Source organism: Sphingomonas sp. TREG-RG-20F-R18-01 (assembly GCF_022662475.1).
Taxonomy (GTDB): domain Bacteria; phylum Pseudomonadota; class Alphaproteobacteria; order Sphingomonadales; family Sphingomonadaceae; genus Sphingomonas.
Window position 1 is genome coordinate 1 of sequence record NZ_JAKNQQ010000003.1, and the last position, 21,234, is coordinate 21,234.

Genomic DNA, 21,234 nt, shown 5'->3' on the forward strand with positions numbered 1-21,234 from the left:
CGGTCGACCGTTACTGCCGCAGCTCCGCCCGAAGGCACGTCGCGTATGCGCGGTTACGGTGTCCCGTACAAAAGCCCGTGAGTCGGGGTGTGCGCGCCGTTTTGCATCCACGAGTCGGAGGCCACCGGCATGGCGCTTTTCACAGATATATTCCCCCTTGCTACGCCCGTGCCCGATCATCCCACGCCGTGCCGCATCATCCGTATCTTCCGCTTCGTTGCGAATCGTCTGGAACCCCGGCGATAAAACCGCACACAGTGTCGGTCATGAACGACGCCGCCATCGAGCAGATTCTCGCTGCACTCACGGTGGACGTGAAGGCGTTCGCGGTCTGTGAGTTCACCGCGACTTCGGCGATCGAAATCAAGCAACTCGACAAGATCGAAGTGCACTTCGTCCTTGCTGGGACGCTCTATCTTGGTTTCCCGGGCGGCGAGCGCATCGCGGCGCCGGTGGGCAGCGTTGTTCTGGTGCCGGCCTATATCGATCAGATGATCGGCGGCTCGGCCACGCCCTCCGAGATCTTTACCGCGCGGGAGACGTGCCGCAGGCGGCGCGACGGCCTGATGCATTACGACGCGACCCTGGGAAGCCGGAGCAGCGTCGTCGTCGCCTGCGGCCAGATCAAAGCCGATATCGGCGGTTCGTTCGGGCCATTCGAGGGACTGAAAGGGCCGATCTGTGCTCACGTCGCCGATGAGCCGATCGTCGGTGTCGCTTTCGCGACGATCCTTCGGGAAACGGGCGTTGCGTCGCTAGGAAGCAAGGCGCTGATCGGATCGCTGATGAAGGCGTGCGTCATCTTGGCGTTGCGCCGCTCCGCGCAGGAGCGCGGTGCACGGAACGTCCTCCCGGGCCTGTTCGAGCGGCCGTCGCTCGCTCGTGCGGTGGCGCTGATCGTCGAGGACCCGACCGCGGATCATAGTCTGGCGGATCTCGCCCGAACCGCGGGCATGAGCAGGTCCAAATTCGCCAAGGTCTTCGCAGAGACGGTGGGATCGCCCCCCATGGAATTCGTCAGCCGTGCGCGTCTCGACAAAGCGCGGCGCATCCTCCTGTCGACGGAGATGTCCATCTCCGACATCGCCCATCATGTCGGCTTCGCCAGCCGCAGCCATTTCAGCCGAAGCTTTCGCAGCGAATTCGGCATCGATCCGAGCCGCATGCGCCTGAACGGAGAAATCCCGGGTGCGCATTAAGTCAAATCCACTCCCAGTCCCGCGCTTGCGAAGCACTCCGGCACCAGGCCTGGGAAACCGGCGAATATTTATATCCCGCGAAGCTGTAACCACCCCGCCGGTTTCGCCGAATGTCGGGACGTGCAACCCCGCCTTCGCCTTGCGTATCCTCGATCGGCTGGCCCTGCGGCCCTGGCCCCGGGAAGCTTGACGTTGAGCAAGTCCGCCGATCAATGGGGCCAATTGATGGCCGCGGCGCAAGCAGGGCACGCCGCCGCCTATCGGCGGTTGCTCGACGAAATCCGGCATTGGCTGAAGGGTTTCTACGCACGGCGGCTTCCCCCGGCGATGGTCGACGACGCGGTCCAGGACACGCTGATCGCGATCCATGAGAAGCGCCACACCTATGACCCGCACCGGCCGTTCAAGCCGTGGCTGGTGGCGGTCGCCCGGTACAAGTGGATCGATCGCTTACGGTCGATGAGCCGCTCGAGGACGGAGGAACTGCCCGAGGAGATCGCTGTCGAGGACCATGAGAGCAGCGTGACCAGCTCGGTGGTTCTGGCGCGATTGATGACCGAGTTGAAACCCGCCCAGGCCGAAGCCATTCGGCTCGTGAAGATCGAGGGATTTTCGGTAGAGGAAGCCTCGGAGCGGACCGGCCAGTCGGGATCGCTGATCAAGGTCAACATCCACCGCGGGCTGGCGCGGCTGGCCGCGATTGTTCAGAAGCAAGCCGATGTCGAATGATCCGTTGATTGATACACTAACACGAGATCTTCGTCCGGTCGCCCGGCCGAGGTTCGGCGCGCAGAGTCTTATCCTCCTCCTGCTCGCGGTCGTCGAGCTTGCGGGCTTCCTGGCGCTTGGCACGATCCGGCCCGATATCGGTGCGGCGCTCGGCCGTGCGGCCTTTTGGTGGAAGATGGCGGGGCTCGCAGTGCTTGCGCTCATCGGCGTGGTTGTGGCGTTGCGGTCCTTCAGCCCGGAATCGTCGCCGCGCAAGGGACTCCGCCGCTGGGCGCTTGCCCTTGGCGGGATCCTCTTCGCCGGCACCGTCCTCGGTGTTGCCGGTCAGGGGCTGGAGGGGCTCGCGGCGCGGTTGATGTGGCGGATGGGCATCGAGTGCCTCACCGTCATGACGATCCTATCGGTTCCGCCCGTGGTCGCGCTGGGCTATATGATGCGCCAGGGGGCGCCGACCGATCATCCGGCCAGCGCCGCCGCCGTCGGCGTCGCGGCGGCCGCGTGGGGCGCGTTCATTTTCGCGTTTCACTGCCCGAGCGACGATCCCTTCTACATCGTGGTCTGGTACGCCCTCGGCTGCGCCGCCATTACGCTGCTCGCGCGGGCCATCCTACCCCAGATCTCACGCTGGTAGCGGCACCGACGCGCGAAAGGCCGTAGCTGCGGGTGGGCGATCGGCCGACGGTCGTGATGGTCGGCGACGCCATGTCCCCCCTTTCGAGCGTGCCTTTTCAAACCACGAAATACCGTCCGGCAGCCTTCGGCCGCCGGACGGTATTGCCGCGTAGCCGGGGCCTGGCGGTCCAGCCGAGGCCTTGGGCTGCTCAGCCGGCCGGCGGGGTGAGGCTGCCGCCCATCTTCGCGCACGACTTGGCGGAGAGGTCCTTGAAACCCTGGCCCTTGCAGTCGTTCTGGCCCTTGCATTCGTGCGTGCCCGACTTGCAATCCGACTGACCCTTGCACGAATTGACGCCGTAACACGGCTGCACCTTGCCCGAAGCGTGCGCGCCGGCGGCTTGAGCCGGGCTCACCGAAGCGACGCCGGCGATGGCGAGCATGGCGGCGGCGGAAGCGATGGCAGCGCCGGTCTTGAAGGTTTTCATAGCAAACTCCTGAATAGAGAGATGGTGTTGCCGAGTGGCACCGATGATTTCGTCGCTGAAAGACTGTCGGTTACAGACCAAGTCTAAATCTAAATGCAAAATATCGCTGTAACCGCAACGCCAATTCAAGCGAATCCGTCGGCATGGTCCGACCCTGCCAGCCTCCCGGACCATCGTACGGCGCCCTATCCTGCGGGCGCCGTACGTGAGGCTGATCGGAGACTGTACATGACCAACCGTACGACTACCGCGCTCAGCGCCCTGCTCCTCGCGTCGCTCGCGGCGGGCGCCACCACCGCCGCCCACGCCCAGGCGAGCAAGCCGATGGAGAAATGCTACGGCGTCGCCAAGGCCGGCAAGAACGACTGCAAGGCCGGCGCCGGCACCACCTGCGCGGGCACGTCGAAGGTCAACTATCAGAAGGACGCCTGGAAGCTCGTGCCGGCCGGCACCTGCGCCAGGATAAAGACGCCTGCCGGCTTCGGCTCGCTGACGCCCGGCGCCTGAGCGCGCGTCCGATGATCATGACCGCAGGCCTGGGTTTCAAGCTCGAGCATCTCGACGAAGCGCTGACGGCGCGAAACCTGGGCCTGTGGTTCGAGGTCCATGCCGAAAACTATATGGTCGATGGCGGGCCGCGGCTGCGCGCGCTGATGGAGCTCGCCGAGCGCTTTGCGATCTCGCTCCACGGCGTCGGCCTCTCGCTCGCGTCGGTGGAACCGCCTTCGCGCGATCATCTCCGCAGGCTACGGGTCCTCGCCGAGCGCGTTCGCCCGGCTGCCATTTCGGACCATCTGGCATGGCAGAGATGGAAGGGTGCGCATCATGCCGACTTCCTCCCGTTCCCGCGAACGCGCCAGGCGCTCGACATCACCGCGGATAACGTGGCGCGCGTGCAGGACGCGCTCGGCCGATCGATCCTGGTCGAAAATCCCTCGCTGTATATCGATCTGCCCGGACATGATTTCGACGAGGCGACCTTCCTTTCGGAGCTGACGGCGCGCACGGGGTGCGGGCTGCTGGTCGACGTGAACAACATCTTCGTCAGTGCGGCGAACCTGCGCTTTTCGCCGGAAGTCCGGATCGACGCGATCCCGGCCGCGATCATCGGCGAGATCCACCTCGCCGGTCACCGCCCCGATCCGGACCCCGTAAGCGGATTGCTGATCGACAGCCATGACGCGCCGGTCTCCGACCCGGTCTGGCTGCTCTATCAACGCCTGATCGACCGCGTCGGCCCGCGTCCGACTCTGATCGAACGTGATGACGAGATTCCGCCCTTCGCGGAACTGATGCTGGAGCGCGACCGCGCGCACCATCTGCTCGAACAGAGGATGCCGATCGATGCTTGATGCCGCCGATTTCCAGCACGCCTTCGGCGCCATGCTCGCCGTCCCGGACACGTCGAACGATCCGGCGCTGCGGCGCGCGCTCGCGGTCCATCGCAATACCGCGAGCAAGGCGGCGCTGGACGCGCTGTTCGCCAATTACCCGGTGACCGCGGCGATGGTCGGAGACGACGCTTTCTCCGCGTGCGCGACGTCCTATGTCGAGGTTGCCCCGCCGCGCGAGCCGCGGCTTTGCCTGTATGGCGACAGGTTCGCACCCTTCGTCGACGCCTGGACGCCGTTTGCCGAAGCACCGTATCTCGGCGCCGTGGCGGCGCTCGAGCGGACCGTGACCGAGGCGTTGTTTTCCGCAGACCGTCCACCGCTCGACGCGGCGGCGCTTTCGCGCGGGCTCGATCCGAAAGCAGCGTTGCATCGGCATCCCGCAACCCGGATCGTGACAGCCCCCATGCCGGCAGCAAGTCTGTGGCTGGCGCATCAGCCGGACGCCGGACCCGACGCGTTCGACGCGATCGTCTGGGGGGCCGAGATCGCCCTCGTCACGCGGCCGGGCGACGCGGTCGAGGTTCGCACTATCGATGCGCCGACCAGAGCCTTCCTCGCGGGCGCGACGCTCGCCGAAGCCGCCGCCAACGCGGCAGGTGAAGGCGGCGACGTCGCATCGATCTTCGCACTGCTGCTGTCCGCCGGCGCGTTCGCCGAAGCGCTTCCAAGGGAACACCGACCATGAACCTTTACGCCCGTTTCTGCTCACGGCTCGACCGGCTTCCCGGCTCGATCCTGCTATTGGTCGCGCGCCTCGGCGTGGCCGCGATCTTCTTCATGTCGGGGCGGACCAAGGTCGATGGCCTGCTGCACATCACCGACAGCACCTACACGCTGTTCGAAACCGACTATAAGCTTCCGCTGATCCCGCCGCATGTCGCGGCGCACCTGGCGACCTACCAAGAGCATCTGTTCCCGATCCTGCTGGTGCTCGGGCTGTTCAACCGGGTCGCGGCGCTGGGCCTGCTCGGCATGACCACAGTCATCGAGGTGTTCGTCTACCCGGACGCCTGGCCGACCCATCTGAGCTGGGCGGGTCTGCTGCTCCCCATCATCTTCCGGGGCGGCGGTACATTCTCGTTCGACCATCTGCTGGGCCTGGATCCGACGCGCGCGCGCAAGGCACGGGAGTATGCGGCAGACTGATCCCCGAGGAGCGCGTCGCCGCGCTTGCGGCGTCGGCGATCAAGGCTGCGAGGACCAAGGTTGCGGCACCCAGTTATACCCCGTCGTGTTGCGGACGACATGTCCCAGCCCGGGGAACGAGATATGGGCGCCACCCACGAGCATACCGCTTTCGGCCGTCTCCGCCAGAATACGGCCGCGCGTGGCCGCGGCAGCTTTCGGATCGACGTCATAGTGGATCGTCACCGAGGGTTCCTGAAACTGTACCTCGGCCGAATGAATGACGTCACCCCACAACAGCAGCCGCTCGCCCTTGCTGTCGATGATATAGCCGCTTTGTCCTGGTGTGTGCCCGCGCAGCGGAATGGCACGGACGCCGGGAAACAGGCTGGTCGGTGCCTCGAAGGTCTTCAATCGACCTGCGGCCACATAGGGACCGACCGTCTTTTGCGACTGCTCGAATGTACTGCGTTGTCCCGCTGGCGCGCGCGCTTCTGCCGCCTTGCTCAGCCACAGCGCGGGGTCGGCTGCATCGACATAGACGGTCGCGGCCGGGAAGACCCGTCGACCACCGATCGAAAGGCCACCGGAATGGTCGCCGTGAATATGCGTTAGCAGGATCGTGTCGATATCCTCGGGCACGTAACCCGCGCTGCGCAGATTGGCGACGAGCTGTCCGGCGACGCCCGCGCCGAACAGTTCGCCAGCCCCGGTGTCGATCAGGATGCGATGCGCGCCCGTGTCGATCAGGTAGCAGTTGATCGACAGCCGCGCCGGAAGCGCCTGATGCTGCCTCCGGTAGCGATCGCGGACCAGATCCGGATCGCTCATGATGGCCGGCAGGTCCCGATCTACCGACCCGTCCGACAGGACCGTCACGCGGAAATCGCCGAGCTGCATCCGATAGTAGCCCGGCGACTGTGGCCACGAGGCCTGCGCTACGGACGCTGCCGGAACGGTGGTAAGCAGGGCGGCCGCCAAAGTTTTGCCGATATTCATCGTTCGTCTCCTCTTGATACGAGCAGATAGTCGCCATCGACCGCGCCGATTAGCCGCCGTTCAAGGTATTCAGCGGACCTTATTCGGTCTAATAGAGATTCGATGTCTGCCGATGATACGCTCGCCTTTCTTGCGGTTGCCCAGTTCGGGGGCTTCACGGCCGCTGCATCGCGGTTGCGCCAGCCGAAAACCAACTTGGTGCGGCGGGTCCGTGCGCTCGAAACCGCGCTCGGGGCGCGGCTGTTCGATCGTACGACCCGGTCCCTGTCGCTGACCGAAGCCGGCTATGAATATCGCCGGCATCTCGGAGATTGGGGGCAAATGCTGGCCGCAGCCGAACAGGCGGTCAGAGACCTGCAAGGCGAGGCGGCCGGCTGGATCAGGATCAGCCTGCCCCATTCGCTGGCGGTGGGCGTCGTCGCGCCGCTGCTGGTCGAGTTCGGTAGGCTGCATCCGCACATCCGCTTCGATCTGCGGATCGATCATCGCCCGACGGATCTGATTGGCGAGGATGTCGATATCGCTCTGCGGCTCGGCCCGCTTCCCGACAGTGCGCTGGTCGCGCGGCGACTGACGCGATTCCCGAACCGGATCTACGCGGCGCCCGCGTATCTCGACCGTCGGGGAATGCCGTCGCAACCAACCGACCTGCTGGATCACGCGACGCTCGCCAATCGCCTGGCCGAGCGCCAGGATGGCCATGCGTGGGGGCTGAGCGACGGTGGCCCGGTCCAGGACTACGCGATCGCGCCGGTGATGATCGCCGACGATCCGTCCGCACTGCTCGGAGCGCTCGAAGCCGGATTTGGTTTGATGTTGGCGACCGATCAGCTCGTCGCTCCGCTGGTGGCGAATGGTCTGGTCGTTCCCGTGTTGCAGCGCTGGACGGGTCGTATGCCGGAATTGCATGCGGTGTTTCCGACCGGTCGTGGGCGCTTCCTCAAAATCCGGCTGTTAATCGATTTTCTCGCGGCGCGCTTTGCGGGCGATCGGTGATTCGGATCAATCCGACGTTATGCGCGCGCGCAATCTGGCCAAGGGCGCTCGGTTGTCGAGCATGAGTTGGCCATTCGCGCCCGTTACAATTCCAAGCTCTTGAAAGAGGTCGACCAGGTCGGTCGATACAGCGGTGGTGGCGAAACGGCTGTAGAGTTTGCCGAGCGATGTCGCACCGATCGCCGCGTCTCCGACCATCATCAGCTGTTCGGGCGACCAGGTCGCCGTGTTGCCGCCGCTCATGCGGTTGATGTGCCGGAGGGCGTCGCGGAGCGACCGGGCGCCCTTCGTGTCGCGATAGATGCTGATTTCGGCGAGCAGCCAGAACAGCGCCCCGCCCCAATACAGCCTGCCCCAGGCACGGGTCCCGTCCATGCCCGCGTCGCCGGCCCGCGGAATTCCCTTGGCCATTCCCGCGGCCGCCGCCTGCCAGACCGCTTCGGGGGTCAGCTGGCCGATAAGGGCGCGGGCGATCGGCTCGACATAGGTCGCATTCCCTTCCTGCAGCCAGAGCGCGCGGCGCGGCAGGTCGGGCAGGGCGGTATGGACCATCTCGTGCACCAGCACCCAATCGCGGTCGAACGCCGCACGGCCGGCGTCCATGCCGACATGGATCCGGGTCGCCGAGCCGGCGTACCCGAACGTGGTGGCATGCCCGACGCGATCGCCGGGCTCGGCGATGATCAGCAGGCCGTGATCGCTGACGGGATACCGGCCGAAATAGGCCGTCAGCGCCATCGCCGCAGTGCGCACCCAGGCAAGGACGGGGCCTCGTGCGAGACCCTGCGCGCCGTCGGCAAACACGAGACGGATCGTCCCGCCACCGATCTGCAGCTGGTCCCCGGGTTGGTTGCGCAAGGCCGCGTACAGGGTGTCGGGATCGTCATAGGCAGGCGCCGCGCCGGCGCCGGCAAGCGACGCGCCGCCGATGGCTGTTGCACCCAGGCCCAGAAGGACGGCGCGCCGATCGAACCGCGCCATGGATCAGCGCAACGCAGCGGCGGCAGCGAGCGCCGGAGCGGCGGACGGCAGGAGGCGAGCGATGGACATGGTTGGACTTCCGTTGCCGAGGAACACCGCGTGTATCCGGCCGCAGGGGGGCGAAGGTTACGCTTCGCTCGCCTTCTTGGCTGCGATTACTGGTCCGGCCTGCGGGAGCGCATCGGTCGCCGCGCCGTCTCCCGGTGGCGGCCGGGTGGTGCGGTTACGGCCAGGCTTCCTTGGCGTAACCGTTTGCTTCCGAGCACCGAATGTAGCGAAGACTCGCGGCGTGGAGGCCCGTCGGACGGGGGATCGACGGAGCATTTCATGAACACCGAAGCGTTGATTGCCGACCTATCGACCGGATTGAGCCCCGTCCCCGTGGGCGCGCCGAGACGTCTTCTGCGCAAGGGGCTCGTCGCCGGCGCGGTGGCCGCCGCGGTCGCGGTGCTGTTCTGGCCCAGCCTCGGTCCGCGGCCCGACATGGCCACGGCCGTCATGACCGCGTCGTTCTGGATCAAGCTGCTCTACACCGCGTCGATCGCGTCGCTGGGTTTCGTGGCGCTCGACCGGCTGAGCAGGCCCGATGCGGCGAAGCTCCACTGGTCGCGGCTGCTCTGGCCCCCGGTCGCGGCGTTGGCGGCGATCGCCGCGATGCGGTGGGCCGCGGCCCCGGCTGGCGATTCCGAGGCGTTCTGGCTGGGATCGAGCTGGTGGCAGTGCCCCGCTTATGTCGCGGCGCTCGCGCTGCCGGTGTTCGTCGGGCTGATCTGGGCGATGTCGCGGCTGGCGCCGACCCGGTTGCGCGCGGCGGGCGCGGCGGCGGGCCTGGTCTCGGGCGGCACCGGGGCGTCGATCTACGCGCTGCACTGCACCGAAAGCTCGCCGGGGTTCGTCCTCCTCTGGTACTCGCTGGGCCTTGCCGCGGCGACGGTGCTCGGCGCGGTGGCGGGTCCTCGCCTGCTGCGATGGTGAGGTTGCCGCTGTAACCTTCGACGCCGGGCGATCGAAATTCCCCTTATTGCCGGGTCGGTCTCCCTCCGGAGCGAGCGCCGGCACACCATTGGAGACAAGCCGTGCCGGACGTAGAGATCGCACCATTTCAAGGGTTCGGGCTTGGGCTGCGTATCCCGCACTTCCAGACCTTCCTCGCCGAACCCGTCCCCGTCGATTTCATCGAGATCATCTCGGAGAACTTTATGGTCGCCGGCGGCCGCCCGCTTCGCGTGCTCGACCAGGTGCGCGAGCGGTGGCCGGTCGCGATGCACGGCGTTTCGATGTCGATCGGTTCGGCTGACGGCGTGCGCACGGACTATCTGACCCGGCTCAAGGCGCTCGCCGACCGGGCCCAGCCGTTATGGGTGTCCGACCATCTCAGCTGGTCACGAGTCGCGCATGTCAATTCGCACGACCTGCTGCCGCTGCCGTTCACGGAGGAGGCGCTCGACACGGTCTGCGCCAACATCCGGCATGTCCAGGACGTGCTCGAACGCCCGCTCGTCCTCGAGAACCCGTCGACCTACCTGACCTTCGCCGACGATCAGATGACCGAGTGGGCGTTCCTCGCCGAGATGACCCGGCGGACCGGCTGCTACCTCCTGCTCGATGTCAACAACATCTATGTGAGCGGCACCAACAACGGCTTCGACCCTTACGCGTATCTGGCCGGTGTCCCCGCCGATCGCGTCCGCCAGATCCATCTCGCGGGCCATAGCCAGGGGCGCGAGCGCCTGATCGACACGCACGACCAGCCGGTGGCGGATCCGGTCTGGGACCTGTTCAACCGGATCTACCCGCGACTGGGTCCGGTCGCGGCGATGATCGAGCGCGACGACAATATCCCGCCGCTTGGCGAGTTGCTGTGCGAGCTCGACATCGCCCGCCGGATCGCCACCGACGCGATGGCGCTGGCGGCATGAGCCTGCTCGCGCTGCAGCGGACGTTCCTGGACTTCCTGCTCGACCAGCCGACCGATCTCCCGGTCGCCGTGGGCGGCAGCGCCGGCCCCGGTCTCGCGGTCTACCACAATGCGTATCGCGCCCAACTCGTCGCGTGCTTGAAGGACAGCTACGAACGGCTCTGGGCGTGGCTCGGCGACGACGCGTTCGAGGCCGCGGCGCGACATCATATCGCGCTCCATGCTCCGACGAGCTGGACGCTGGGCGAGTACGGGATCGGCTTCGCCGACACGATCGACGCGCTCTATCCCGAAGACCCGGAGGTCGCGGAGATCGCCGCGCTCGATTGGGCGCTACGCCGCGCGTTCGACGGTCCCGATGCGCGCCCGTTCGATCCGGCGCGCTTCGCCGAGGTCGATTGGGACGATGCCGTCCTCCACTTCGTCCCGACGCTTGACCTGCTGCCAGTGAAGACGAATTGCGGCGCGATCTGGACCGCGATCGCGGCTGGCGATGCCGTCCCTGCCGCGCAGATGCTGCCAGAACCAGCCTGGGTGCGGGTCTGGCGGGCGGACCTGCAGCCGCATTTCGCAACGATCGAGCAGACCGAAAGCGACGCGATCCAGCGCGCCGCATCGGGCTCGAGTTTCGCGCACCTGTGTGACGGTCTGGCCGAACGGATCGGCGTCGAGGAAGCCCTGCTGGCGGCTGGCCGATATCTGGCGTCCTGGGTGCAAGATGGTCTGATCGTGGATATTCGATGAGCCGAAACAAGAGAGCGGGAAACAGCAGCTCAGGGCCTGTTCGCCAAGAGCCCCTCTGCCAACAGCCGGAAGGCCTCGATCGCTTTCGGCAAGACACTGTGTGGTTCGTCGCTCGCGGCAACCCAAAGCGCGGCGTTGAACGCCGTGCCGCTCAGGAGCCGCGCCGCGGCCTCGATATCGACGGGTTTCATCACCCCATCGGCGATCAAGTCGCCGACCGCCTGTTTGGTCATGCTCAGGCAGGCATTCTGGCTCGGCCAGGTCGATGGATCGCCCAGGAAGGCTGGCCCGTCCAGCAAGACGATCCGCCGAACCTCCGGCTCCAGCGCCAACTCGATATAGGCGACGCCTTCCGCCAGCAGCCTGTCCCACGGCGTGGCCGCTGTTGCGCCCGCCTGATGCGCGCGCGCCGCCATCTCGCCATCGACCTGGGCGACGACGGCGGCCAGCAGTCCCTTCTTGTCGCCAAAGCCATGATAGAGGGCGCCACGGGTAAGCCCGACCTGCGCGGTGAGGTCGTCCATCGAGGCGGCGGCAAATCCCGCCGCGCCGAACGCCTTTCGCGCGGCGCCGAGCAGTTTGAGGCGATTTTCTTCGGTCGTTTCAGCGCGACGCTTTGCAGCCAAGGCTACCTCCAATTTCGCATACGTTTCGTATATGAGATTGACGGGCGACGTTCATCCGTGCTTTCACATACGAAGCGTATGCCGCTACTCCTACTGCCTCGGGGTGTCCAGCCACGGGACCCTGGGCGGGTTTGCCCTCTCGTGAAAAGGATTTCGATATGTTCAAGCGTGAAGCAGTCTTTCCGGTGGGCCGCCACGCCCTGTACGAGAAGAACGGGTATTCCGCCGCAATTCGGTCGGGCGACCTGTTGTTCGTGTCGGGTCAGGTCGGCAGTCGTGCGGACGGTTCGCCCGAACCCGATTTCGAAGCGCAGGTTCGGCAGGCGTTCGCCAATCTGGAAGCCACGCTCGCAGCGGCCGGATGCACATTCGATGACATGATCGACGTGACGACGTTCCACACCGACCCGGAAGCGCAAATGGACGCGGTCATGGCGGTGAAGACCGAAAAACTTTCGCACACGCCCTATCCGAACTGGACCGCAATCGGCGCTACGTGGCTCGCCGGCTTCGATTTTGAAATCAAGGTAACCGCGCGGATTCCGTCGCGAGCATCAGCGTCGGTAAGCCGCCGCAACCCGCCGACGATGTGGGATATGGCCTCGCTCGGCTACTCGCACATCAGCGTCGCGGAACCGGGCCGGCTCGCATTCCTGTCCGGCCAGATCGCGGCAGCGCCCGGGATCGATGCCGTGCCCGACGATCTCGCCGAGCAGGCCACGATCGCGACCTCCAGCCTCGCCGCCGCCCTAAAGGAACTCGAGGCGACTGCGCACGACATCGTCATGGTGCGCGTCTATGTCGTGAACGCGACGACCGAAGCCTTCGGGCAGGCCCTCGTCCCGTTGCGGGCGCTGTTCGGCGACGCGATGCCCAGCATCACGACGATCGGCGTGCAAGCGCTCTATCGACCCGAAATCAAGGTCGAGATCGAAATGGTGGTGCGCCTTCCCTGAAGCGGGTCGGCGCCCCTTCAGCGGCGGGTCGGCGAGCCGCCGCTACCGCTTCGCTTCGCCGACCTCGATGAGGTGGCCGTCAGGATCGCGCATATAGCACCGCGTTTCGCTCTCGCGGAGCTTCGGCTCGGTCCTTTGCGGGTTGCAGGGGGAGACACGGCATCGGACGCAGTGCATGGGGGCAGGCTGACCGCGTGATCCGGCCTCACATGGCCGCTCTTCCAATCGATCCGCCGCCATCGACGCACAGGGTTTGCCCGGTGATGTAGCCGGCATCCTCCGACAGAAGGAAGGCGACGGCCGCCGCGATCTCTTCCGGCTGCCCCACACGCCGCATCGGGATGTTCGCGAGGAAGACACGCTCGGCCTCGCTGCCGGCCGGCGTATAGCGGCGGAGCAATTCGGTTTCGACGGGCCCGGGAGAGACCGAGTTGACCGTGATGCCCGTCTCCGCCAGTTCCAGCGCCCAGGTCCGCGTGAAGCTCGCGAGCGCCGCCTTGCTAGCTGCGTACGCCGTTCGCTTGGCCATTCCGAGGGTCGCCAAACTGGTGATGTTGACGATGCGTCCCCAGCGCTTCTGCCGCAGCGTCGGGAGAATTGCCTGGACGGCGGCGATCGGCGCGTGGAGATTGAAGCGCAGCAGCTCGTCGACGATGGCGAGATCGATCTCGCCAAGAAACTGCTGCTTCCCAACGCCGGCATTGTTGACGACGCCGTCGAACGAATGGTGCTGGGCGAGCGCAACGAAGGCCTCGGCCGAGGCCGTGTCATCGCTCAGGTCGACCGAGACGAGGGTTCCGGGGAAGGACGCAAGTGGATCCCGCGCAATGCCGACGACCGCATGTCCTGCGCCTGCAAGACGTTTCGAGATCGCCAGCCCGATGCCTTTGGTGGCGCCGGTCACGAGAAAAGTGCGATGAGCCACGATCGATGATCCTTAGCGTGATGGTTGACGGATCAGAATGTCGATGCCGTTGCGCGTGGTGTTGCACGCGATCGAAAGACCTTGGCACGAACGCTGAAACCGCGTAATGTATCGATTACTATAGAAAATCAGTTTGATGTCAAAGACTGCAGTGTGGTCGCGACGAAATGGCTGCGGAAACGGAGAGATCGGTATGCGGGAGCAGCGCTCCGAAAAGGCCGTCGTAATGCGCACGACCGCGCGGCCGGTCCGCCGATAATGGAAGGCCGCCGTCATTGCAGTCGCGTTACAACGCCGACAGACGATACCCCCGGGCTCAAGCGCAAAAGGAACCTCATGATCGCTCGTCTTGTCATCTGCGCCGCTGCCATCGCGGTGACCGCAGGCGCCGCGACGGCGCAGCGTCTGCCGCCGGTCCCGGTCTCGACCGAAAGTCCCTGGAATGGCGACTGGGTCATCAGCCCGACGCGCAACACTGCAGAAATCAAGGAGGCTGCGGCGGACGGCTATCGGTTTCATCTCCAGCCGGACGGCCGCATCCGCTGGGAAATCCCATCGCTGCGCGAGGTGGTCGAGGGCCGGGTCGACGGCCAGCCGATGAGCATTCGGCGCCTCAAGCCGACCAGCCTGACGTTGTCGGTCACCGCCGAAGGCGCTCGCGTCCTCGTCTATCACGTGGCGAGGGACGGAAAGCCGGAAGGGGAGGGACGCATGACGCTGGTCGATCAGGGCAGGGCGTGGGTCGATATCTCCCAGCCCGCCGGACGCCCCGATCTTGCCGGCGCGGTCATCTACGTGCGCCCCGCTGCGGCAGACCGCTGAACCGCAAAGGGAGCGGGGCGGATTGCGCCGCCGCCGAACCGGTCTGCCAGCTCCGAGCAATCGTGCTGATGAAGCAGGCCACCGTCCCGGCGACGCCGGCGTCAGCAAAATTCTGCGCGGATGCGAGGTATCGACATCGCGACGAAGGCACATTATGTACCAATCGTTATGAAAATAAATGCCCTTCTCGCTTCGACTGCAGCCCGGCGCGGGCGCCCGCGGGAGTTCTGCACCGTCGAAGCGCTCAGCACTGCGCTCGGCGTCTTCTGGACCAAGGGGTATGAGGGCGCATCGTTGGCGGACCTGACCGCCGCGATGGGCATCACCAAGCCAAGCCTCTATGCCGCGTTCGGCAACAAGGAAGCACTCTTCCACAAGGCGCTCGACCTCTACGAGGCGGAGAAGCTCGCTTATACCCGCGAGGCGCTCGCCGCACCGACCGCGCGCGGCGTTGCCGACCATATTCTGCGCGGCGCGCTCGACGCGCAAACGAGCAGCCAGGGTCCCACGGGATGCCTGGGCGTCATGAGTGCCATTACCTGTGGCCCGGAAGCCGACTCGATCAAGGCCGACGTCATCCAGCGCCGCAAGTCGTCTCAAGCCGCCTTGGTCGAGCGCTTTCGCCAGGCCCAGCGCGACGGTGACCTGCCCGACCAGATCGATCCCGAGGGGCTGACCCAGTATCTCTACGCGATCCTCCAGGGAATGGCGGTCCAGGCGGGATCAGGCGCGAGCCGCGCCGATCTTGCAAGGGTGGTCGAGACAAGCCTGACGGTGTGGCCGACCAGCTGATAACAAACCTCCGACCGGTATCCAAACGATCAGGATCAGATCTGACGGGGCATGCTAGGCCGCGAGCTTGCGCGCCGCGACGATTGCGCCACCCTGGCCCTGCTGCATCAGCACCGCACTGCTCAAGCCGCGCTCGGTTGCGGCGGGCAAACGAAAGTCGGCTGCCGGCCCGCGCCAGTCGCCAAGCCGCACCAGCTCGCGCACGATGTCGCGGTGCGGCAGCGTACGCCCGCCATTCTCGCCTGCGCTGATCGGGACCTCGCGCGATCGCGGGTCGTAGCGGACCAACCACACGGTCACCGGGGCCGACGGCGCGGCCGCTGCGGCAAGGTGGACGCGACCGTCGGCCTCGCTGATCTGCGGCCCGCCCTTCGCCGGTCCCGCGCTGGCGAGAAGCGCGTCGAGCTGTGCGCGATTGCTGCCGACGATGGTCGGCCCGCCATTGACGATCACTTGCGGCGTGGCGACCTGCCCGCGTCCGGCGGCGCGGGCGTAGTCCCACTGGCGGGCGGTCCAGCGCGGAGAACCGAACGTGTCCTTCCAGCCGAGCTGGTCCCAATAGGTGACGGCGAACGACAGGGCGAGGACGTCAGGTCGGTCGGCAAGGGCGTTGACGTTGGCGTTGGCGGGCGGGCACGACGAGCATCCCTGGCTCTGGAACAGTTCGAGCACCACCGGATGCGCGGCGGATGCGCCCGCGATCGGTTGCGCCGCGCGGGTCGGGGCGGCGGGGGCGCTATCCGCCTCGCCGCACGCGGCCAGCGCAAGCGGGACAATCAGGGTCGTCAGAAGGCGGGGTGACATAAGGTCGTTCCTCTTCGCGTAAGCGCGCCCCGTGGGGCGTCCTACGCTAATCCGCTCGGCGCGTGTCTCCGGTTACAGGTCGCCTTTCCGCGCGCAGTCGGCCCGTTTCATCTCATCGCGATGCGCAATCCCGTTTGCTAAGTCCGGATCCTGGCAAAGCACGCCCGCAGTTCCGCGGTAAACAGCGCCGGCTGCTCGAACGCGGCGAAATGGCCGCCCTTCGCTACGCGGTTCCAGTAGAAGAGCTTGGGATAGGTCCGTTCCCCCCAGATGCGTGGCGGCCGGTAGATCTCTGCCGGAAAGATGCTGACCCCGACAGGGATATCGACCACCTGCCGCGCCGTCTGCTCCCCCGCGTCTTCCGCGTAGAGCCTTGCCGATGAGGCGCCGGTCCCCGTGATCCAGTACAGCATGATGTCGTCGAGCATCGCGTCGCGCGCAATTTCCGTTTCCGGGTTCCGGTTGCTGTCGCTCCAGTCGGTGAACTTCTCGTAGATCCACATCGCTTGCCCGACTGGAGAATCGACGAGGCCGTAGCCAAGTGTCTGCGGACGTGTTTCCTGGATGCTTCCATACCCCGTCATCGTGGCGAAAAACGTCTTGAGTTCGGCGATCGCCGCCTTCTCCTCGGCGTTGGGCGCGCCGTCGAGCGGTGGCGGCGAGAGGGTCGGCAGGTTGAGGTGGATCGCCGCCAGCCCCTCGGCCTTCTGCACGCCGAGCCACGTGGTGACATGCGCGCCCCAGTCGCCGCCCTGCGCGACCCAGCGCCCATAGCCGAGCCGCTTCATCAGCGTGCTCCAGGCGGTGGCGATCCGCGGTACGTCCCATCCTGTCCGGCGCGGCTTGTCCGAAAAGCCGTAGCCCGGCAACGACGGGATCACGACGTGAAAGGCATCCTCGGCGCGTCCGCCATGCGCCTCCGGATCGGTCAGCGGACCGATCACGTCGAGAAACTCGACGACCGAGCCCGGCCATCCATGCGTGAGGATGATCGGCAGGGCGTTCGCGTGCTTTGAGCGGACATGGAGCAAATGGATCCCCAGGCCGTCGATCGCCGTCCGGAATTGCGGAAACGCGTTGAGCCTGCGTTCGAGCCGGCCCATGTCATACGCATCACGCCAATAGTCGACGAGGATCCGCGCCCGCTGCAATTGGACGCCTTGCGAACCGTCGGTCACGGTCTCCTTATCGGGCCAGCGGGTCATCGCAAGGCGTCGCCTGAGATCCGCTATCGCGGCGGGCGCGATGGCGACACGGAAAGGACTCACCTCCTCCGTAGCGGGCGGCAGGTCGACCCCGATCGAAGGCGAGATCGACCCATTCGCGGTTGCCCTGGCCGACGCAACGCCAAGCGCACCAAGGCCGGCCGCCGCCAGTAACAGCGTTCTGCGCAAGGGCGCGGGCGTGCGGCCGGTGCCGTCGTCGTTCGGAAGAAGCTCTTGCATCAATTTTCCTGTTCGTGACGCTCGGCAACACGGACGGTCCGCACCCTGTCGATCATTCGGACGGGGTGGGCGTTAGGTTACAAGCGTTGGAGGGTTATGCGTTGGAGCGAAGCCTGGCAGACTCGTTGCATTAGTTCGGCAGTCACTCCAGCAGCCTGGCAGATCGGCACGGCCGGTTCGAGCGCCGGGGCGGGGAAGGGGCGTGGCGTTCGCGGCGCCATTCTCTGGCGACCGGCATCGCAGAATTGTGCCCGACCCCATTCTGTCATATATAGCGAATGGTATAGAACCATGGACTGAATTAATGGGCCGCCCACGCGAATTTGAAATTGACGACGCGATCGACAAGGCAACATCCCTCTTCTGGCGCAACGGCTACGAGGGGACTTCGCTGAGCGACTTGACGAAAACGATCGGAATCTCTCCGCCAAGTTTCTACTTCGCTTTTGGCAGCAAGGAAGCATTGTTCAAGACGGTCATCGAGCGATACTTCGTCGAACAGAATAAGATCGCTGAGGCGGCTTTGCGGGAGCCGACGGCGCGTGCCGTCGCGACGCACTTTCTTTACGGGTACGCCGATGTGCTTACCGACTCACGGCATGCGCCGGGCTGCCTCGCTATGAATAGCTCGCTTCCCTCTGCGGCCGGCGCGCCCCTGCGGGAATGGCTGGCCGGATTTCGCGAGCAGATGCGGAAGCGGCTCCGGGATCGCTTCGCCGAAGCGCACGAAGTCGAGCGGTTTCCCCCGGGAATGGACGCCGACGCGCTATCGCGCCTCATGCTGATCCTCGCTTGGGGGATGGCGGTCGAAGCCCAGTCCGGGGCAACGCGGACGGACTTGCGACGGGCGATCGGGCTCGCGTTGCCGGTTTGGCCTGATGCCGACCCTTCTGACGCCTCACGCGAGGTCACCGGGCGCTAAGCGGCGGGTCGAACGTTCGCGTTCAACGCGCTGCTCGGCCATGACCCGTCACTCGTGGCCCGTGAAGAACTCCGCCGCGATCTTCCATTGGCCGCCGACCTTGACCAGCTGCATTGTCTTCCAGCCCCAGATTTGCTCTTTCGCCGTGCTGTTCACGAAGACGAGTGAAACCTGGGCGAGCTCGCCGTCCTGCGCGATGTGAACATCCTGAAATCGCTGGATGAAAGGCTCCCCGTCGAACACGCCTTTGCGAAAGTCTTCGTATCGGGCCGTATCCACAAGCGCGCTCCCGGCGTGTTGAGCAACCGGGATGCCGGAGAAGGGGACCGCCTTGTTGAGAAGCAGCGTCTCAAAGAGCGCTTGGTTCTTCGTCGATACCGCCTTGGTATAGGTCTTGAGCACCGCCTCGATCGCTCGCCGATCGGCGCCGCGGCTCTCGAAGGTCGTCGGCACGGGCGTACGGTAGGATGCCGCCACGAGCGGGGCTGCCGATAGCGTTGCCGCTGCGGCGGCCCATAGAACCTTGATCATCATTCCCGGATGCTCTCCTGTCTGGCGCGGAACCGCGAGCGCCTTCCTGGCCTAGACCGCCGTCAGGCCGCCGTCGACCGGAAGGTCGATGCCGGTAACGTAGCTGCTCAGGTCCGAGGCGAGGAACAGCGCCGCCGACGCGACCTCTTCCGGGCGTCCCGGGCGGCCCAGCGGAATCGTCGCGGTCATCTGCTTCCTGGCTTCGGCAGCGCCTTCCTTGGACGGGAACTGGCCCTCGAACATCGGCGTCTCGACCGGACCGGGGCTCAGCACGTTGGTCCTGATCTTCCGATCCTTGAATTCGCTGGTCCAGGTCCGGGCCAACGACCGCAGCGCCGCCTTGCTGGCGCTGTAGGTGCTGCGGCCGGGCAAGCCCATGGTCTTGCCCGCGGATGCCACGAGGATGATCGACGCCCCGTCGTTCAAGTAAGGCAGAGCCTTTTGCACCGTGAAATACGTCCCGCGCGCGTTGGCGTTGAACGTCGCGTCAAAATGCTCGGGCGTGACGGCGACGGTCAGGACCTTTTCGACAAAGGCCGCAGCCGCGAAGATCACGTCGATCTTGCCCTTTCTTGCGACGATCTCATAGAGATGGTCGAGGTCCTCGAGCTTCGAGATGTCGGCTTGAACGGCAGTGACGTTCCTGCCGATGTCAACCACGGCTTGGTCGAGCTCGGCCTGGCGGCGACCCACGATGAAGACATACGCGCCCTCTTCGACGAACCGCTTGGCGGTCGCGAGGCCGATGCCGCTGCTGCCGCCGGTCACGACGGCGATCTTGGCGTCCAATAGCAACATGTCGTTTTCCTCTTCGTTGGACGCGACGCCCGGGGAGTGTCTCACCGACCAGAGCTTTGGCTCTGGTCGCCGTTTTTCCAGGATTACTTTTGGCGTGGGTCGCTTTGCCTCACCGCCAACCCGGCAGGATTGCTCGTTGTCACCGTGCTGACCTTGTCGCTGCTTTCCAGCGGGACACGATTGCCGTTGAGACACAGCGCCATCAAAACGAAGACCGAGATCGACAGGATATATTTGCGGGTCGAAACCTCACCAAATGTAGACAGCAGTTCGCTCAGCGTGTCGTCGGTGAGCGTCTTGGCGCCGGTCAACTCGTCGCACGCGCGGCACAGCAGAATATAATCCTGCCCGACGCCGGCGACTGGCCCATCCGAGGCGAAGGCGGCGATCTCGTCTTCGCTGAGCCCTACGTTACGGCCGATCGACGCGTGGATCTGCCACTCATAGGGGGCGTCGCAATCCTTGGCGACGCGCATCATGCACGCCTGCCGGTGCTTCGGGTCGATGCCTTCGGGACCGAAGATCGCGTTGACCGTATCGATCACGCCCGCGAAGTGCGCGCCCGTTCCGGCGAACATCTTGACGACGTTGAGCGTCGTGTCGGGCTGATAGGCGCTGCCGTAATACGCCTCGATAACCGGCCTGATGACGTCGTCGTCCGGCAGCGGCACTGCCACTGCCGCCGCATAGCGTGTCGGAAAGGTCATTGCCGATGTCCTCGTTTCGATCTGTTCCATGGTGGTTCCGCGTTCCCGGTCTGAGTGTCCCGGTCGCCTAGGCAGCCATTCTCTCGGCGCCGAAGACGACCATGAGGATCACGCAAGGGTCGTCCGAGCGGTTGTGGAATTCGTGAAAGGCGCCATTCTGCACGAAGAAGTCGCCTTCTTTGGCTGTGGTTGTGTGGACTTGGCCGTCTTCGCCCGGGTAGGCGATCTCTACTTCGCCCTTGAGCACGACCGCGAGATCGATGGTGTCGGTCCGGTGCATCGCACCACCATGCGCGCTTTGGGCCATGCCCCCGCCGGTGCCGAAGTCGATCTTCGACATCAGGCTGTCGAGATCCGTCGCGCCGGCCTTCTCGGGGGGGACGACCTGGAGATCGACCCGGACCGAGTCTTTCGGCCCGAAGATTCCCATTCGCTCGTACGCGCCCAGCACTTGCTCCGGTGTCAGGGGCAAGTGAGGGATTGTGTCGAACCCCCAGATGTTCGTCACCCGATCGGCCGTTTCGGTATCGAGCATCTCGTCGACTTGCATGACGACGCCCGTCTTGCCCTCGGCGCTTACGATCCTGCGCATCTTCATCTCGTTGTCTCCTTTGACAAATGATTTGGCCATGCGCGTGACGGCGGTGGGCTCGATACCCAACGTTGCGCGGAACACCGCCCTCGCGCACGATTGCCGCAAGGCCTTCTATATCGTTCGCTA

26 protein-coding genes are annotated in these 21,234 nt (G+C 65.5%); 15 read left to right on the forward strand and 11 right to left on the reverse strand.

Annotation, left to right across the window (positions count from 1 at the left end; translation table 11 throughout):
* The 3 genes from L8K25_RS09975 to L8K25_RS09985 all read left to right on the forward strand — a co-directional run.
* Positions 1-1,199, forward strand: a 1,199-nt coding sequence (locus tag L8K25_RS09975) for an AraC family transcriptional regulator (RefSeq protein ID WP_242138768.1), incomplete at its 5' end; no start/stop codon positions are given.
* Between the two features lie 192 nt (positions 1,200-1,391).
* Positions 1,392-1,928 (forward strand): sigma-70 family RNA polymerase sigma factor, encoded by a 537-nt coding sequence (locus tag L8K25_RS09980; RefSeq protein WP_242138769.1) that lies wholly within the window; start codon positions 1,392-1,394, stop codon positions 1,926-1,928.
* A gap of 4 nt (positions 1,929-1,932) precedes the next feature.
* A complete protein-coding gene (locus L8K25_RS09985) occupies positions 1,933-2,559 on the forward strand; it encodes a DUF1109 domain-containing protein (RefSeq protein WP_242138770.1) in 627 nt (208 codons plus the stop codon).
* 190 nt (positions 2,560-2,749) lie between these two features.
* On the opposite strand, the gene L8K25_RS09990 is transcribed toward L8K25_RS09985, so the two are convergent.
* Complete coding sequence (locus L8K25_RS09990; RefSeq protein ID WP_242138771.1) at positions 2,750-3,028, reverse strand: hypothetical protein; 279 nt, start codon at positions 3,026-3,028, stop codon at positions 2,750-2,752.
* A gap of 228 nt (positions 3,029-3,256) precedes the next feature.
* Here L8K25_RS09990 and L8K25_RS09995 point away from each other — a divergent pair, with 228 nt between their 5' ends.
* The 4 genes from L8K25_RS09995 to L8K25_RS10010 are packed head-to-tail and all read left to right on the forward strand — an operon-like array spanning position 3,257 to position 5,568.
* A complete protein-coding gene (locus L8K25_RS09995) occupies positions 3,257-3,535 on the forward strand; it encodes a DUF2282 domain-containing protein (protein ID WP_242138772.1) in 279 nt (92 codons plus the stop codon).
* An 11-nt stretch (positions 3,536-3,546) separates the two neighbouring features.
* Positions 3,547-4,380: a DUF692 domain-containing protein gene (locus tag L8K25_RS10000; RefSeq protein ID WP_242138773.1), complete on the forward strand. Its 834-nt coding sequence runs from the start codon at positions 3,547-3,549 to the stop codon at positions 4,378-4,380.
* Complete coding sequence (locus L8K25_RS10005) at positions 4,373-5,107, forward strand: DNA-binding domain-containing protein (RefSeq protein WP_242138774.1); 735 nt, start codon at positions 4,373-4,375, stop codon at positions 5,105-5,107. The genes L8K25_RS10000 and L8K25_RS10005 overlap by 8 nt, the downstream gene beginning before the upstream one ends.
* Complete coding sequence (locus tag L8K25_RS10010; protein WP_242138775.1) at positions 5,104-5,568, forward strand: DoxX family protein; 465 nt, start codon at positions 5,104-5,106, stop codon at positions 5,566-5,568. The genes L8K25_RS10005 and L8K25_RS10010 overlap by 4 nt, the downstream gene beginning before the upstream one ends.
* A gap of 39 nt (positions 5,569-5,607) precedes the next feature.
* Here L8K25_RS10010 and L8K25_RS10015 read toward each other — a convergent pair whose 3' ends face one another.
* Positions 5,608-6,546, reverse strand: a complete 939-nt coding sequence (locus L8K25_RS10015) for an MBL fold metallo-hydrolase (RefSeq protein WP_242138776.1) — start codon at positions 6,544-6,546, stop codon at positions 5,608-5,610.
* Positions 6,547-6,648: 102 nt separating this feature from the next.
* Here L8K25_RS10015 and L8K25_RS10020 point away from each other — a divergent pair, with 102 nt between their 5' ends.
* On the forward strand, positions 6,649-7,542 hold the full coding sequence (locus L8K25_RS10020) for a LysR family transcriptional regulator (protein ID WP_242138777.1): 894 nt from the start codon (positions 6,649-6,651) through the stop codon (positions 7,540-7,542).
* A 6-nt stretch (positions 7,543-7,548) separates the two neighbouring features.
* Here L8K25_RS10020 and L8K25_RS10025 read toward each other — a convergent pair whose 3' ends face one another.
* Complete coding sequence (locus L8K25_RS10025) at positions 7,549-8,523, reverse strand: hypothetical protein (RefSeq protein ID WP_242138778.1); 975 nt, start codon at positions 8,521-8,523, stop codon at positions 7,549-7,551.
* A 327-nt stretch (positions 8,524-8,850) separates the two neighbouring features.
* Here L8K25_RS10025 and L8K25_RS10030 point away from each other — a divergent pair, with 327 nt between their 5' ends.
* The 3 genes from L8K25_RS10030 to L8K25_RS10040 all read left to right on the forward strand — a co-directional run bounded on the left by L8K25_RS10030 (position 8,851) and on the right by L8K25_RS10040 (position 11,185).
* A complete protein-coding gene (locus L8K25_RS10030) occupies positions 8,851-9,498 on the forward strand; it encodes a DUF1109 domain-containing protein (RefSeq protein ID WP_242138779.1) in 648 nt (215 codons plus the stop codon).
* Positions 9,499-9,599: 101 nt separating this feature from the next.
* Positions 9,600-10,442: a DUF692 domain-containing protein gene (locus L8K25_RS10035; RefSeq protein ID WP_242138780.1), complete on the forward strand. Its 843-nt coding sequence runs from the start codon at positions 9,600-9,602 to the stop codon at positions 10,440-10,442.
* A complete protein-coding gene (locus L8K25_RS10040) occupies positions 10,439-11,185 on the forward strand; it encodes a DNA-binding domain-containing protein (protein ID WP_242138781.1) in 747 nt (248 codons plus the stop codon). Before L8K25_RS10035 ends, L8K25_RS10040 begins: the two co-directional genes overlap by 4 nt.
* Before the next feature lie 29 nt (positions 11,186-11,214).
* Here the strand turns inward: L8K25_RS10040 and L8K25_RS10045 are convergent, their stop codons facing one another.
* On the reverse strand, positions 11,215-11,823 hold the full coding sequence (locus L8K25_RS10045; protein ID WP_277923572.1) for a TetR/AcrR family transcriptional regulator: 609 nt from the start codon (positions 11,821-11,823) through the stop codon (positions 11,215-11,217).
* A 146-nt stretch (positions 11,824-11,969) separates the two neighbouring features.
* Here L8K25_RS10045 and L8K25_RS10050 point away from each other — a divergent pair, with 146 nt between their 5' ends.
* Positions 11,970-12,767 carry a Rid family hydrolase gene (locus tag L8K25_RS10050; RefSeq protein ID WP_242138783.1) on the forward strand — a complete coding sequence of 266 codons (798 nt, stop codon included), beginning with the start codon at positions 11,970-11,972 and terminating at the stop codon, positions 12,765-12,767.
* Between the two features lie 205 nt (positions 12,768-12,972).
* Here the strand turns inward: L8K25_RS10050 and L8K25_RS10055 are convergent, their stop codons facing one another.
* On the reverse strand, positions 12,973-13,692 hold the full coding sequence (locus L8K25_RS10055; RefSeq protein ID WP_242138784.1) for an SDR family oxidoreductase: 720 nt from the start codon (positions 13,690-13,692) through the stop codon (positions 12,973-12,975).
* A 336-nt stretch (positions 13,693-14,028) separates the two neighbouring features.
* On the opposite strand from L8K25_RS10055, the gene L8K25_RS10060 reads away from it, so the two are divergent.
* A complete protein-coding gene (locus L8K25_RS10060) occupies positions 14,029-14,514 on the forward strand; it encodes a hypothetical protein (protein ID WP_242138785.1) in 486 nt (161 codons plus the stop codon).
* A 168-nt stretch (positions 14,515-14,682) separates the two neighbouring features.
* Positions 14,683-15,306: a TetR/AcrR family transcriptional regulator gene (locus L8K25_RS10065; RefSeq protein ID WP_242138786.1), complete on the forward strand. Its 624-nt coding sequence runs from the start codon at positions 14,683-14,685 to the stop codon at positions 15,304-15,306.
* Positions 15,307-15,360: 54 nt separating this feature from the next.
* On the opposite strand, the gene L8K25_RS10070 is transcribed toward L8K25_RS10065, so the two are convergent.
* Entirely contained in the window at positions 15,361-16,110 is a 750-nt protein-coding gene (locus L8K25_RS10070; RefSeq protein ID WP_242138787.1) for a DUF1223 domain-containing protein, read from the reverse strand.
* Positions 16,111-16,247: 137 nt separating this feature from the next.
* Entirely contained in the window at positions 16,248-17,555 is a 1,308-nt protein-coding gene (locus L8K25_RS10075) for an epoxide hydrolase family protein (RefSeq protein WP_242138788.1), read from the reverse strand.
* Between the two features lie 304 nt (positions 17,556-17,859).
* On the opposite strand from L8K25_RS10075, the gene L8K25_RS10080 reads away from it, so the two are divergent.
* Complete coding sequence (locus L8K25_RS10080) at positions 17,860-18,477, forward strand: TetR/AcrR family transcriptional regulator (RefSeq protein WP_242138789.1); 618 nt, start codon at positions 17,860-17,862, stop codon at positions 18,475-18,477.
* Between the two features lie 48 nt (positions 18,478-18,525).
* Here the strand turns inward: L8K25_RS10080 and L8K25_RS10085 are convergent, their stop codons facing one another.
* From L8K25_RS10085 to L8K25_RS10100, 4 genes are all read right to left on the reverse strand, one after another.
* On the reverse strand, positions 18,526-19,011 hold the full coding sequence (locus L8K25_RS10085; RefSeq protein ID WP_242138790.1) for a hypothetical protein: 486 nt from the start codon (positions 19,009-19,011) through the stop codon (positions 18,526-18,528).
* A 48-nt stretch (positions 19,012-19,059) separates the two neighbouring features.
* Positions 19,060-19,806 (reverse strand): SDR family oxidoreductase, encoded by a 747-nt coding sequence (locus L8K25_RS10090; protein WP_242138791.1) that lies wholly within the window; start codon positions 19,804-19,806, stop codon positions 19,060-19,062.
* Between the two features lie 83 nt (positions 19,807-19,889).
* The gene (locus L8K25_RS10095) at positions 19,890-20,513 is read right to left on the reverse strand and encodes a carboxymuconolactone decarboxylase family protein (RefSeq protein WP_242138792.1); all 624 of its coding nucleotides are present in this window, start codon (positions 20,511-20,513) and stop codon (positions 19,890-19,892) included.
* A gap of 67 nt (positions 20,514-20,580) precedes the next feature.
* Positions 20,581-21,111, reverse strand: coding sequence for a cupin domain-containing protein (locus L8K25_RS10100; RefSeq protein WP_242138793.1), 531 nt, complete (start codon positions 21,109-21,111; stop codon positions 20,581-20,583).
* Positions 21,112-21,234: the final 123 nt, after the last annotated feature.